This is a genomic window from Rubritalea sp. (assembly GCF_039830215.1).
In the GTDB taxonomy this organism is placed as follows: Bacteria; Verrucomicrobiota; Verrucomicrobiia; order Verrucomicrobiales; family Akkermansiaceae; genus Rubritalea.
Genome location: NZ_JBDOPO010000061.1, coordinates 1 through 12,915, shown reverse-complemented (window position 1 = coordinate 12,915; position 12,915 = coordinate 1). Strand labels below are relative to the sequence as shown.

The 12,915-nt window shown below is 48.6% G+C and carries 13 protein-coding genes; 9 read left to right on the top strand and 4 right to left on the bottom strand.

Annotated features, from left to right (window positions below; all coding sequences use genetic code 11):
* On the bottom strand, positions 1-360 hold a 360-nt coding region (locus ABGY95_RS01655), incomplete at its 3' end, for an Amuc_1102 family pilus-like protein (protein ID WP_347439939.1).
* Between the two features lie 165 nt (positions 361-525).
* On the opposite strand from ABGY95_RS01655, the gene proS reads away from it, so the two are divergent.
* Complete coding sequence (gene proS, locus ABGY95_RS01650) at positions 526-2,037, top strand: proline--tRNA ligase (RefSeq protein ID WP_347439938.1); 1,512 nt, start codon at positions 526-528, stop codon at positions 2,035-2,037.
* A 149-nt stretch (positions 2,038-2,186) separates the two neighbouring features.
* Entirely contained in the window at positions 2,187-2,990 is an 804-nt protein-coding gene (locus tag ABGY95_RS01645) for an ATP-binding cassette domain-containing protein (RefSeq protein WP_347439937.1), read from the top strand.
* A gap of 70 nt (positions 2,991-3,060) precedes the next feature.
* Here ABGY95_RS01645 and ABGY95_RS01640 read toward each other — a convergent pair whose 3' ends face one another.
* Both ABGY95_RS01640 and thiE read right to left on the bottom strand, forming a co-directional pair.
* On the bottom strand, positions 3,061-3,984 hold the full coding sequence (locus tag ABGY95_RS01640; protein ID WP_347439936.1) for a PfkB family carbohydrate kinase: 924 nt from the start codon (positions 3,982-3,984) through the stop codon (positions 3,061-3,063).
* 6 nt (positions 3,985-3,990) lie between these two features.
* A complete protein-coding gene (gene thiE / locus ABGY95_RS01635) occupies positions 3,991-4,626 on the bottom strand; it encodes a thiamine phosphate synthase (RefSeq protein ID WP_347439935.1) in 636 nt (211 codons plus the stop codon).
* Between the two features lie 178 nt (positions 4,627-4,804).
* On the opposite strand from thiE, the gene ABGY95_RS01630 reads away from it, so the two are divergent.
* From ABGY95_RS01630 to ABGY95_RS01600, 7 genes are all read left to right on the top strand, one after another.
* A complete protein-coding gene (locus ABGY95_RS01630) occupies positions 4,805-5,659 on the top strand; it encodes a tetratricopeptide repeat protein (protein ID WP_347439934.1) in 855 nt (284 codons plus the stop codon).
* An 86-nt stretch (positions 5,660-5,745) separates the two neighbouring features.
* Positions 5,746-6,342, top strand: a complete 597-nt coding sequence (locus ABGY95_RS01625) for a polymer-forming cytoskeletal protein (protein ID WP_347439933.1) — start codon at positions 5,746-5,748, stop codon at positions 6,340-6,342.
* Between the two features lie 120 nt (positions 6,343-6,462).
* The gene (gene nadA, locus ABGY95_RS01620) at positions 6,463-7,401 is read left to right on the top strand and encodes a quinolinate synthase NadA (protein ID WP_347439932.1); all 939 of its coding nucleotides are present in this window, start codon (positions 6,463-6,465) and stop codon (positions 7,399-7,401) included.
* A 109-nt stretch (positions 7,402-7,510) separates the two neighbouring features.
* Positions 7,511-7,798: an ATP-dependent Clp protease adapter ClpS gene (gene clpS, locus ABGY95_RS01615; protein ID WP_347439931.1), complete on the top strand. Its 288-nt coding sequence runs from the start codon at positions 7,511-7,513 to the stop codon at positions 7,796-7,798.
* A complete protein-coding gene (locus ABGY95_RS01610) occupies positions 7,795-8,274 on the top strand; it encodes a DUF2017 family protein (RefSeq protein WP_347439930.1) in 480 nt (159 codons plus the stop codon). Before clpS ends, ABGY95_RS01610 begins: the two co-directional genes overlap by 4 nt.
* Before the next feature lie 2 nt (positions 8,275-8,276).
* On the top strand, positions 8,277-9,392 hold the full coding sequence (gene holA / locus ABGY95_RS01605; RefSeq protein WP_347439929.1) for a DNA polymerase III subunit delta: 1,116 nt from the start codon (positions 8,277-8,279) through the stop codon (positions 9,390-9,392).
* Positions 9,393-9,755: a sulfite exporter TauE/SafE family protein gene (locus ABGY95_RS01600; RefSeq protein ID WP_347439928.1), complete on the top strand. Its 363-nt coding sequence runs from the start codon at positions 9,393-9,395 to the stop codon at positions 9,753-9,755.
* A 35-nt stretch (positions 9,756-9,790) separates the two neighbouring features.
* Here ABGY95_RS01600 and ABGY95_RS01595 read toward each other — a convergent pair whose 3' ends face one another.
* Positions 9,791-12,478, bottom strand: a complete 2,688-nt coding sequence (locus ABGY95_RS01595; RefSeq protein WP_347439927.1) for a glucosidase — start codon at positions 12,476-12,478, stop codon at positions 9,791-9,793.
* Between the last annotated feature and the right edge of the window lie 437 nt (positions 12,479-12,915).

The window sequence follows — 12,915 nt, the reverse complement described above, 5'->3', positions numbered from 1 at the left end:
CACTGAATAAACTTCCTCACCCACTGGCACATTCACATGTTCCACTTCTTTTTCGATGAGAGCATAACCTGATCCAGCAGGATTCTTAATTGCCACATACCATTTCACTGTTACGCTATCGACAAACTTTTGCTTGTATGTCCTTGGCATTTCCACCTTAAATTTCACTTCTGCTTCAAGCCAGTCCTTGGCGTCCCAACTCTTACTGATTGTATTTCCACCCACTTTAGGTGACTTGAGGTCATCAAATTTAGGATCCGAGACCTTCACTTTTCCAGCTTGGGCGTACAAGGAACCAGTCACAGAAAGTGCTACAAGAGCGGCCATCGAAAACAGCCTTTTGAGTTTGGATTTTTTCATAGGTAATAGGACTTCCTTTATTCCTAACGGAGTCCAGCCCCATTTGGCGAGTATAAAAACATGAAAGATCTAGTCAGATGAATCATTATCACTTGCTAGCTATATTTGAAATCAGTCTTATCCACTCTTGCGAAAATGCTATTCCACCGCTAAACCTTCGTGCATATGGCCAAGCAAGCGAAAACAGCGATTCAACCAACACGCTCTGAAGACTTCCCAGAATGGTACCAGCAAGTCATCAAAGGAGCTGACTTAGCAGAGAACTCAGAAACGCGTGGATGCATGATCATCAAGCCTTGGGGCTACGCGCTCTGGGAAAACATTCAGCAACAGCTTGATAAATACTTCAAGCAAACTGGCCACCAGAACGCCTACTTCCCACTCCTCATCCCTCTTTCCCATTTTGAAAAAGAAGCTGAATGCGCTGAGGGATTTGCTACCGAATGCGCGGTCGTCACTCACCACCGGCTAGAGGCAAGCAAGCTAGATGATGGCACCACAAAAATGGAGCCGGCCGGCAAATTAACTGAGCCATACGTTATCCGGCCTACTTCAGAGACCATCATCGGAGCTGCCTTCGCCCGCTGGACCGAATCCTACAGAGATCTCCCACTACTCATCAACCAATGGGCAAATGTCATGCGCTGGGAAATGCGCACACGCATGTTCCTTCGCACAGCTGAATTTCTCTGGCAAGAAGGGCACACCGCCCACGAGACCAAGCAAGAAGCACTCGATGAAACTCATCAGATGCATGCCATCTACGAGAAATTTCTTCGCGAGCACCTCGCTATACCTACCATTCCCGGCGAAAAGTCAGAAGCCGAGCGATTCCCTGGCGCAGACATGACACTCACTGTGGAAGCCATGGTCCAGGACAAAAAGGCAATTCAAGCTGGCACATCCCACTTCCTTGGACAAAACTTCTCCAAGGTCCAAGACATCTCGTTCACTGGCCGCGACGGTTCAGTTCAGCATGCTTGGACTACCTCATGGGGCGTATCTACACGCCTAATAGGCACACTCATCATGGCACACTCTGACGACGATGGACTAGTTATGCCACCACGTGTTGCATCCGAACAAATCGTAATCATACCAGTCACACCAAAAGAAAACACCCGCGATGCAGTGATCGATGCCAGCGAAGCTCTCGCTCAAACTCTACGCAACAAACACTTCCACGGTGAACCTCTCCGCGTCCTTGTCGACAAGCGTGATGTGCGAGGCAAGAAGTGGGATTGGGTAAAAAAAGGCGCACCAATACGCATAGAGATTGGACCTCGTGATTTAGAAAGCCGCAAGGTCTGTCTGCAGCGCCGCGACCGAGCATCTAACGAGAAAACCTTCCTAGCTAAAGAAGACTTCCTACAGAATGTAGAGAACACTCTTCAAGAAATCCAAGACTCTCTTCTCGAGCGCGCCACAACATTCCGCGACTCTAACACGCAGGATTGCTCCGATCTCGAAATATTTGAGAAACACTGGGAAGGCGAATTCCCAGGGTGGCTAGTTACCCCGTGGGCTGGCACCAGAGAGGAAGAAGAAGCTCTCAGCAAGAAACACAAAATCGCGATTCGTTGCCTCCCGCTAGACCTAACAGGTGCTGACTTAGCCCCTTGTATCCTAACTAAGGAAGCAACCAAAACCCGAGCAATCTGGGGGCGCAGCTACTAAGCTATCAACTCTCAAGCGCCAATCACCTAGGTAAACTCATTGCCTAAATAGCGTAATAAGTAAAAACCAACAGGCCTAGTCACGAATCCCATCGAGCCCAATGACTCTTGACTATTGACCAGAGACTTTGGCGCAGCCAAATAAAAATTATGCTCGACCTCAAAGACGTCAAAACACATTTCTCCATAAAAAAAGGCTTCATTTTCGCCAAGCAGGTGGACACGGTCAAAGCCGTGAATGGGGTCTCGCTCTCCATTGCAGACGGTGAAATCCTTGGTCTCGTTGGTGAATCAGGATGTGGTAAGTCCACTCTTTCACGCACTATCATGCAGCTCATTCCCTCCACTGAAGGAGAGATCGTTCTGGAAGATATCAACCTCACTACCCTGCCGAAAAAAGAAATACGTAAGCGCCGGCTCGATTTTCAAATGATTTTTCAAGACCCATTCGCATCCCTTAACCCGCGCATGACTGTATTCTCCACCCTTTCGGAAGCCATCACCCAGCGTCACCCAGAACTCAAGAAAGACAAAACTAAGCTCACCGAAGCTGTTGTCGCTCTAATGGAGCGCTGTGGACTAAACCCCTCATTCATACAGAAATATCCACATGAATTCTCAGGCGGCCAACGCCAAAGAATTGCTATCGCTCGTGCTTTGGCACCTGAACCAAAGCTCATTATTGCCGATGAACCAGTTTCAGCCCTAGACGTCTCCATTCAGTCACAGATACTGAATCTCCTGTTAGACCTTCGCGGAGACCTCAACCTCACAATGATTTTCATCTCTCATGACCTCTCAGTTGTACGCTATATAGCAGACAATATAGCAGTCATGTCTGAAGGAAAAATCGTTGAATACGGCGATTCCGAACGCGTATTCAACAAACCTGAGCACACCTACACCAAGCGACTCTTAGAAGCGATTCCACACCTCAAAGGTGAGGCTCAATAATCACTTTAATATGCAAAAAAAAGATCCCACCATTACATTCAAAAGTGAGACCTTAAAATATTTTTGTTTCCTACCAGCTAGAGATTTCTCTTAGCTGCTCCATCCTAGCATCAAGGTCTGCGCGCGTTGCTGATTGCAATCGATTTGTAGAGAACGCTTCACACGTGAAGCTAGCAGCCACAGTGCCACGCACCATCGCCTGACGGAGCTGATCGAAACCAAACTCAAGCGTGTCGAGGCTAGCCAAGTAACCAGCCATCCCCCCGAGGAATGAATCTCCTGCGCCAGTTGGATCAACAACTTCTCGCAGTGGCCAAGCTGGGCAACGAAATAAAGAACCATCTTTGGCGAACAACATTGCACCAAATTCACCGAGCTTGATAATAACATGACCTGGCCCTTTTTCGAGCAAGCGCTGACCAGCCAACACTAAGTTAGACACCTGAGCAAACTCACGGGCTTCAGACTCATTTATAACAAGTAAGTCAATCATCGTAAGAACCTCATGTAGCTTATCATTAGCCATAGCGATCCAAAGATCCATGGTGTCAGCGATCACATACCGATTCGAAGCAGTACAAGCATCGAGCATTTGCAACTGATTCTCCGGTGACATGTTAGCGAGAACAACAATCTGACTTTCAGAAATAGCGCTAGGAACCTTCACTTCCCAACCTTCGAGCACATTCAGGGACGCAGCATGCGTCTCACGATCATTCATGTTCTCCATGTACTCACCAGTCCAAGTGAACGACGCACCTTCAGAGCGCTCGACACCAGCGAGGTCGACACCATGTGACGAAAGCATCTCAAGATAGTCCTCAGGATAGTCGCGCCCGATGATTCCCACCAAGTTCACGGAGTCGTGATAGTAGCTAGAGGCTAGTGATGCGTAGGATGCTGAACCACCCAGCAAATTACTCTCTTCCGCAGAGGGAGTCTTGACGTTATCGATCGCTATAGTTCCGCCGACTATTACTGATTTCTTTTTCATAAATTCTTATTTTCTGAGCTGAGTTACAATTTCACGCGCGGCCTCGGTCACATTCTCAGCCTTGAGGACATCTGAAACGATGACAACTCGTTGCGCTCCAGCCTTCTGAACGCCAGCCAAATTACCACGGTGAATTCCGCCTATGCAGAATACCGGGATCTCCTGACCAACAGTCGACTGCACCAACTCCACATTTTCCACCCCAATGCCTGCTCGACCAACCTTTGTCGGAGTTGGAAAAAGTGGGCCAAAACCGATATAATCAAAACCTTCCAACAAAGCCTCTTTGGCCTGCTCTAGTGAGTGAGTCGACCTCCCTACTATCATCCTTTCACCCACCACATCACGCACATCAGAAAGACTTCCATCATCTTGGCCGATATGCACTCCGTCGGCTCCGACTTCGAACGCAACTTCTGCGAAATCATTCACAATGAATGGCACGCCAGCTTCGCGGCAAATCGGCTTCAACTTCTTCGCCAATTCGAGAATTTCATCCAACTCTCTACCCTTCGCCCGAAGTTGGATAACTCCAGCACCTCCATCAAGCAGCGACTTAGCCACAGTCGTTGCGCTTTCCACGGCCACATAGCCCAAGTCTACAATGCCATATAAGTGGGCCAGTTTTAGTTTAGAATTCATAAGAAGATCCGCTTAAATGGATGTGATTGCTTGAAACGATCTAACTCAAACCACAGTAATTTCAACTCAAATACCCAAGGCTCATAAAGAATAAGCCAGTCACTCCATCATTTTCCTTCTCTGATCCGGCTTTCTTTCTTGCAAGACCGCCCTCAGATCCTTAACACACGCACAACAAATGGACGATACACCAACACCTATTGCCGAAATCGATCACGGCCCATCAAAGTTTGAAGTTTTCCTCGATGAAAACCAGAAGCTCATCATCACTGCTGCCATCGCCATTTTCTTGGGTATTTTAAGCTACGTAGGCTACAAGGGCTACACCGACATGCTCAACGCCCAAGCTGGTGAAGCCCTCACATCCGCAACAGACAAAACGGAATTACAAGCCGTGGTTTCAGCGCATGGCAACACCACATCTGCTGGTGCAGCCGCACTACTCATCGCTGACATCGAGGGAACCGAATCAACTGAAGACGCCATCAGCGCCCTTCGCGAATTCACTGCAACCTACCCTCAGCACGCTGCTATTTCATCAGCAACGACACGGTTAGGTCTACTGCTTCTCAATGAAGGCAACCTAACTGAAGCTGAAGCACAACTCTCAGCAGTGCTCGACATGGAAAATGCTGAGCACATCTCCCCTGCTGCCCAAATCGGGCTTGGAGACATTGCGCAACAAAAAGGTGAGACTGAACGAGCCAAAGAGTACTACATAGCCGTGACCAACCTCATTTCAGACAATCCCTCTGACATCGACAGCATCACTAAGTTCTCCCCTTATCAAGCAATGGCGAACAAACGACTCCGCTTCATCAATGCTGCTGCCCCGACAGAAGTAGAGAAAAAGATCGCTCCTGTTGCACCAACTACTCCGGATGCCACTTCTGAGTCGCCAACTCCTACGGACACTGCGCAAATCACTCCACCAGAAGCTCCAGCACCAGAAGCTCCAGCAACAGAAGCTCCAGCAACAGAATCTCCCGCCATTGAGGAGAAAAACGATAAAAGTTCACAAGTCCCTGAGTAGTCTGTAGTGTAGCCCAAATTATTCCTCTCGCCATCTTCAACCAACTGAAGAACTCATTTAAAACTATCATAAATTAAATACCAGCCGTGTCTGTATTCAAAAAATATATCAGCAACCAAAACGAAGGCACCCCTGCACAAGGTGCCCCGACTCCTAGCGCTAATAGCCAAGATTTTACTGCGTCTGCTAGCTCATCATCTACCTCAACGACTTCTCGACCACAGAGCGACCAGCAGCCAATTTCTGAGAAACGCCCTCAGCAGGCCAACACCTCGCAAATTGCTGCAGGCAGCGGCCGCAACATGCTCAGCTCTGATGTCGAAATCAAAGGCCAAGTTCGCTTCACTAACGATCTCGTAGTCGACGGCAAGATCGAAGGTGAGATCGACTCTGACGGTTCTCTCACAGTCGGCGAAAATGCACGTGTTCGTGCAGAGATTCGTACTCGTTCAGTTGTTATCTACGGTAAAGTACACGGCAACATCACTGTTGCTGATCGTGTAGAGCTCAAAGCCAACGCAGAACTTGTTGGAGACATCAAGGCTGCAACGCTTTCTATCGAAGCTGGGGCTATCTTTGTCGGTAAGTCCACTGTTGGCGCTCCTGCTGCCGCGGCTACTCCAGCAGCCGCTAAACCAGCTGCCTCTGCTCCAGTAAAAAAGGAGAAGCCAGCTCGCGCATAAGCACAGCTGAAACGCCCGGCTCTGGGCCAGACCACCAACTAGATCCAGACATCTAAATATTTCAAACGGACACCCTCCAAAGGGGCTGTCCGTTTTCCCTTTCTACAACGATCCAAATTCATGGCCACAACTGCTATCGACCTCAGAGAAGAGATCTTGCGCCTCAAAAAAGAGCGCAATGCCGTCATCCTCGCACACAACTACCAAGTGGGTGAAATCCAAGATATCGCAGACTACGTCGGCGACTCACTCGGCCTCGCCTACAAAGCCCAAGCCACGGACTGTGACGTCATCGCATTCTGCGGCGTTCATTTCATGGCTGAGACCGCTAAGATTCTCAACCCGAACAAGACAGTCACTCTACCTGACGCAGACGCCGGGTGCTCACTCGAGGAATCCTGCCCAGCTGACGATTTGGCAGCATTTCTGGATGCTAACAAGGAGAAGAACTATTACGTCATCGCCTACATCAACTGTTCAGGCGGCGTCAAAGCACTCTGCGACGTTATTGTCACCTCTGGCAATGCTATTAACATCGTCAACAAAGCCCCTGCTGATCGCCCTATTTTGTTCGTCCCTGACGCAAACTTGGGTGCATGGGTGATGGAGCAAACAGGCCGCAAGATGGATCTGTGGCAGGGCTCTTGTTATGTCCACGTCGAGTTCACTCAGAACTCAATCAACTCAATCAAGGCTAAACACCCAAATGCCCTCGTTGTTGCTCACCCTGAGTGCACCACTGCTGTGCGCATGCTTGCTGACGAAGTTTGCTCTACGGAAAAAATGATTTCTTACTGCCAGAACGCAACAGTTAAAGACATCATCGTTGTTACAGAGTCTGGAATGCTGCACCGCTTGCAGAAAGAGGCTCCTGATAAAAACCTCATCGCAGGCCCTACAGACAAGTGCGCATGTAACGACTGCCATTTCATGAAGATGAACACGCTGGAGAAACTCCGCAATTGCCTTCGCGATCTCAGCCCAACCGTTGAAATGCCCGAAGAAATTCGACAGCGCGCTGAAGCTCCCATCATCCGCATGTTGGAGCAATCAAAGTAAACGCACTCTCTTCTCTAAAGCCACTACCGCCTTGCGCCGTAGTGGCTTTTTATTTTCCTTCAACTTCCTAGTTGATGCAAACCATCTGGCAATGCATCATGTTCAACAAATGCGATTGGAATCAACCAGCACCGACTTTCAGACGAAAACAACCATCCAGACATCCACTCCCTGGTCCGTTGTTATCTTTGACGACCCAGTGAATCTCATGGCCTACGTCACCCTTATTTTGAAGCGCGTCTTTGGTTATAACAAATCACAAGCCGAGCAACTCATGTTAGAGGTCCACAATGCAGGAAAATCGATTGTCTGGACCGGTGAGAAAGAACAAGCTGAGCATTACGTGCAGCAACTTCACAGCCACCAACTCAAAGCTACTATCCAAAAAGCCAAATGAGAGTTGCACCCACACTTGACCGCAGCTTGCGGATAGATGCTGAAAACGCCACTGATTGGTTGGTTTTAGAAATGATCTGCACTGACGCTAGTCAGATGCCTGATGAGCCTTTAGCTGATAAATTGGCCCTCTTTATGGCAGCTGACGAAGACTGGACTGAGCTAATCACCCCCGAGCTAGCAGACCAATTTAGCAGCCAAATCATTCACGTCTCCCGCGCTATCAGCACCGCCGAAAAAGCTCAGGACCTCACCGGATCACTCTTCATAAAACCTGAAGAGGCTAACACCTGGTTCGGAGCTATCAACCAAGCAAGACTCTCACTAGAAGAACGTTTCGAGGTCAGCAAATATGACGACCTAGCAGATGATGAACAAAGCATCGAATTTGAAGATCCTAGCCTAAAAGCTGCGATCATTCGTTACCATTTTTACACTAGCCTTCAGTCGATACTGCTGGAGTACATCCTTGACTAACAATGTCAGCTAACAATATTTACGTCATCTACGGCACTGACGACGGAGCCTGCGCTGAGGCAGCTCTAAAACTCTTCAACAAGCTCAAACCTGCAGAAGGCGGCGACTTCGCCAATGACATCATTGACGGCAATGCTGACAACGCTGAGCATGCCCACGACATCTCTCACGAAACTATTCAGGCGCTACAAACTCTGCCGTTCTTTGGTGGAGGCAAAGTCGTATGGCTCAAGCGAGCTACTTTCATGGGCTCTGATAGAACCAGTGAGGCCGAACGCGCTAAGCTCGGAGTCGAAGCCATCAAAGAAACCCTCAGCGCTGGTCTGGCTGATGACTGCATCTTCATCTTGTCTGCCACAGGAATCGACAAACGTAGAAGCTTCTATAAATGGGCTAAAGACAACGCGACTCTTCAAGAACACAACAAACTCGACACCTCAAAGGACGGCTGGCAGGAACAGGTTGGTATCATGGTACAAAAACGTGCCAAAGAGCTCGGCCTCAACTTCACTAGCGATGCGATCGAGCTCTTTGTCATGCTCGCCGGTGAAGACACACGGCAGATCAAAGTTGAGATCAATAAGCTCGACCTCTTTCTTGGGAAAGACCGTCGTACTGTAGAACTAGACGATATTCGCAAGATGGTCCCCCTCTCACGTGCTGGGCTAGTCTTCGAGGTTGGCCGTGCTCTTCAACGCCGAGATGAGGCAAGAGCGCTCGAACTTATCGACCAACAACTAGACAGAGGAGAGTCAGCCATCGCCATACTTCGCGCATCTTTGATACCAACTATACGTAACCTTTTTATGGCCCGCGCCGCTGGAGAGAACACAAAACTCCCATTGCATAACTACAATGGATTCGCAGACGCCCTCAACCGCCTTCCAGTAATGGAACGTGCTTGGCTTCCACAGAAAAAGGCCGGTGGTGTCAATGTCTACCCACTCTTTCTCGCTGCTAAGGATGCTCAGGCATTCCCATTCCCAGCCTTAAGAAAATCCATGGAATCTTGTCTCCAAGCTGATCACGCGCTTGTGAGCTCCAGCTTAGACCACCGCATCGTGCTTCATCGCCTAGTTGTCGAGCTGATTAGTTCAGCAAAGCAAAAACGCAAATAGATGATCAAAGCCCTCATCATTAGCCTTTCAGTCGGAGCTGCAGCTGGGCTCCTCGGTGCTCTGTGTGGCATAGGTGGAGGGATTGTAATGGTTCCCGCATTCTCTCAACTGTTAGGGATTGAGCACAAACAAGCAATTGCAACCTCACTTGCCATCATCATCATCACAGCACTCGTCGCCACAACCAACAATGCTAAGGCCGGGCTCATAGACTGGCGCATTGTGCTCTGTGCTGCAACTGGTGCTGCAGCGGCTTCCTGGTGGGGATCAGAACTGATGCAGAGCCTTCAGTCCACCACACTCACACGCATATTTGGCATCACACTACTCGTATTCGGGGCGAAAATGCTCATCAAACCATAGCTGAAGTCACGCTGAAGGTGCAACGTTCAGCCCTCTCATTCCTTGCTCAATCCGTGTCTTACCCGATCACGCATTAGCTTGACCGCGAGAGCTGTCCAGCCGGTTTGATGGCTGGCACCTAATCCCTGACCTGTATCTCCATGGAAATACTCATGGAAGAGGACTAGATCCTGCCATTCTTGACCTTGGCAATATTTTTTCATCTTGCTCAATGCCGGCCGACATCCACACGCTTTCGGTAAAAACATACTTACGAGGCGGTCACTAATTTGGTCAGCGACCTCGCCTAGGCTCATCATCACTCCTGATCCCTTGGGAAATTCCACTTGGAATTTATCACCATAGAAATGCTGATATTTTCTCAATGAAGTGATGATAATATAGTTTACCGGAAACCAAATTGGCCCACGCCAGTTCGAATTTCCACCAAACATATAGCCATCTGACTCACCAGGCACATAACTCACAGTGTGTTTTTCACCCTTCCAGACAATGCTGTACGGATGATCTTTATGATCCTTCGAGAGTGAACGAAGTCCGTAGTCTGAGAGAAATTCATCCTCATCTAACATCCTCTCAAGAAGTTTTTCGAAACGATCACGCAGAGGCAGCATTAGAAGTCGCGACTCTTTGTCAGCTCGATGTTTATCACAATAACTTGTGTATTCAGCTAGGTCTGGGCGATTCTCAATGAACCAATCTAGGCGTTTTTTGAATCCTGGCATCTTTTCGACCTTCTTCATATCGATCTCTGCTACCCCCATCATAGTAAGCAAACCAACCATCGAACGCACCTTCATCGGGATTTTTTCACCCGTTTTCAGAACCAAGTGATCGTAATAGAATCCATCTTCCTCGCACCAAAGTCCACGGCCATATTCCTCATTCATTGCGCGAGCGATACGCACGAAATGCTCAAAATACTTAGACGCCATGTCCTCGTAGGCTGGACGTGTCTCCGCAAGCTTTAGGCACATTTCTAGCATTTGTGAGCAAAATCCACCCATCCAAGCGGTTCCGTCTGCTTGCAAAATGTGCGCCCCTTCACCCAGTTCCTGCGAGCGATCAAAAACTCCAATATTATCGAGCCCTAGGAAACCTCCAGCAAACAAGTGGTTTCCATCCACATCCTTACGATTTACCCACCAAGTGAAATTGAGACTAAGTTTTTGAACTGCTTTCTCCAGCCATTCCAAATCCTCAATACCATTCATTTCCATAGACTTATGAAGCTGCCATACTCCCCATGCATGCACGGGCGGATTGACATCAGAAAAGCTCCACTCGTAGGCAGGGATTTGGCCGTTCGGGTGCAGATACCACTCCCGAAGAAACAACAACAACTGCTTCTTAGCAAAATCTGGGTCGAGCCTAGCAAATGCCACCATATGGAACGCGCTATCCCAGCTTGCAAACCATGGGTATTCCCACTTGTCTGGCATGGATAAAATATCGCGAGCAAACATGTGCCGCCAATCTTTATTGCGTCCCTCCAATCTAGCAGGAGTCGCGTTATCAACACCGTTGTCGCCCTCTAACCAGTACTTAACGATGTAATAGTAAAACTGCTTAGACCATAAAAGCCCAGCATACCCTTGAATCGCCACACGGCTTTCTTCCTCACTCAGACCTTCAGGAAGCATGCAGTCATAAAACTCAGATTCCTCCGCCTCCCTGGTAGCCACAACCTCAGCAAAATCTTCAAATCGCTGGCCGTGATCATCCTCCACCGCGATCAGCCTGCAACGGACTTCTTGGGTCTCGCCAGGCTGCACAGTCACCTTCATCCAAGCGGCAGCCTTGGTGCCCTCCATTGCAGGATTCACAACATCTTTCCGAACATTAATTAAGTATTCGTGGAAAGCATCTTTCTGGTATTTTGCCTTGTTTTGCTGACCAAATAACAACTTGAGATTCGAATCATTCTCAGTGAAGAGCCACTCGTGCTCCACTCCATCTGACTCGTCCAAGTAGAAATGAAATTTACCCATATCTGAGTGCTCAAGCTGCAACCTATCACCATCGAGTTTGATACTCGGCTTGGCCCACTTTGATTCAAAATGGTCTTCACCCCACGCCCAGCTGTTTCGCATCCAGACACTCGGGAGAATGTGGATCGTTTGCTCAGCGTCAGAATTGTTAGTTACTCGAAGCCTCCAGCAAAGATCGCTCGGCCCGGCCTTGGCAACCGTCGTCTCCACGTCCCAGTATTCACCATTTTCAAACACTCCAGTGTCCTCAAGTCCGTACTCGGGTTCATCTGGGCCGCGTTGAGTGTTTGTATCTACCAGATCAGCATAAGGATACTCGCTCATTGGGTACTTGTAGAGAGCCCTTGTGAATGAATGAGTCGGTGTACTGTTGAGATAATAATAGCACTCCTTCACATCTTCACCGTGGTTTCCCTGCGTGCCACTCACGCCAAAGAGACGCTCCTTCAAAATGGGGTCTTTACCATTCCATAGGACTGGCGCGAAGTTGATCCGTGATTTCCGATCACACCAGCCGAGCAAACCATCTTCCCCCCAGCGGTACGCACGACTTCGAGCTTGGTCGTGCGTTAGGTAATTCCAAGCATCTCCGCCCTCAGAATAATCTTCTCGTACTGTGCCCCATTGACGTTCTGCCAAATACGGCCCCCAGCGTTTCCAGTTTCTCTCAAAAGCTGCTTCTTCAGCTAATCGTATACGTTCAGGGGTACTATTTTCTCGCTCGGTGATCATCGTGGGGAAAACCTAGCACGACTCTAAAAAATTGTGAACATAAACAATGTTACATTAGCTGTTAGGTGAAAATTGCAGCAAGACCATCCTGAAAATTAAAAGCATTAAAGAATATTTCCTAACTGATTCAGACTGACTGGCTACGCTGCTACTTTGAGTTCAATTCTGACGGACTCAGTCCGTCTAGTATTTTCTTGGGCTTTCATTGAGTTCTGACTCAATAAGCTGAAACGATTCTTCTGTAATTCCTGCTAAACTGCTACCTTTCGAGTAGAAAGGCCGAACTAGGCGTTAAAGCCCTCAAGCTCCACTTTTTTTACCGGCTAGGATACGGGAAGCAAAAATAACCTGCGGCGTCGAGCTCCTCGCTAGCCCTCTCATTTGCTACAAATTCAAGACCGCTGGCATAAACTCGATGAGCCTCTAACTTCTTGATG

Bases quoted from the DNA above. Each gene is read 5' to 3' on its own strand.
- holA (WP_347439929.1), top strand. From the start codon at position 8,277: ATGTCAGCTAACAATATTTACGTCATCTACGGCACTGACGACGGAGCC.
- proS (WP_347439938.1), top strand. From the start codon at position 526: ATGGCCAAGCAAGCGAAAACAGCGATTCAACCAACACGCTCTGAAGAC.
- ABGY95_RS01600 (WP_347439928.1), top strand. From the start codon at position 9,393: ATGATCAAAGCCCTCATCATTAGCCTTTCAGTCGGAGCTGCAGCTGGG.
- ABGY95_RS01595 (WP_347439927.1), bottom strand. From the start codon at position 12,478: ATGATCACCGAGCGAGAAAATAGTACCCCTGAACGTATACGATTAGCT.
- clpS (WP_347439931.1), top strand. From the start codon at position 7,511: ATGCGATTGGAATCAACCAGCACCGACTTTCAGACGAAAACAACCATC.
- ABGY95_RS01630 (WP_347439934.1), top strand. From the start codon at position 4,805: ATGGACGATACACCAACACCTATTGCCGAAATCGATCACGGCCCATCA.
- ABGY95_RS01645 (WP_347439937.1), top strand. From the start codon at position 2,187: ATGCTCGACCTCAAAGACGTCAAAACACATTTCTCCATAAAAAAAGGC.
- ABGY95_RS01640 (WP_347439936.1), bottom strand. From the start codon at position 3,984: ATGAAAAAGAAATCAGTAATAGTCGGCGGAACTATAGCGATCGATAAC.
- nadA (WP_347439932.1), top strand. From the start codon at position 6,463: ATGGCCACAACTGCTATCGACCTCAGAGAAGAGATCTTGCGCCTCAAA.
- ABGY95_RS01610 (WP_347439930.1), top strand. From the start codon at position 7,795: ATGAGAGTTGCACCCACACTTGACCGCAGCTTGCGGATAGATGCTGAA.
- thiE (WP_347439935.1), bottom strand. From the start codon at position 4,626: ATGAATTCTAAACTAAAACTGGCCCACTTATATGGCATTGTAGACTTG.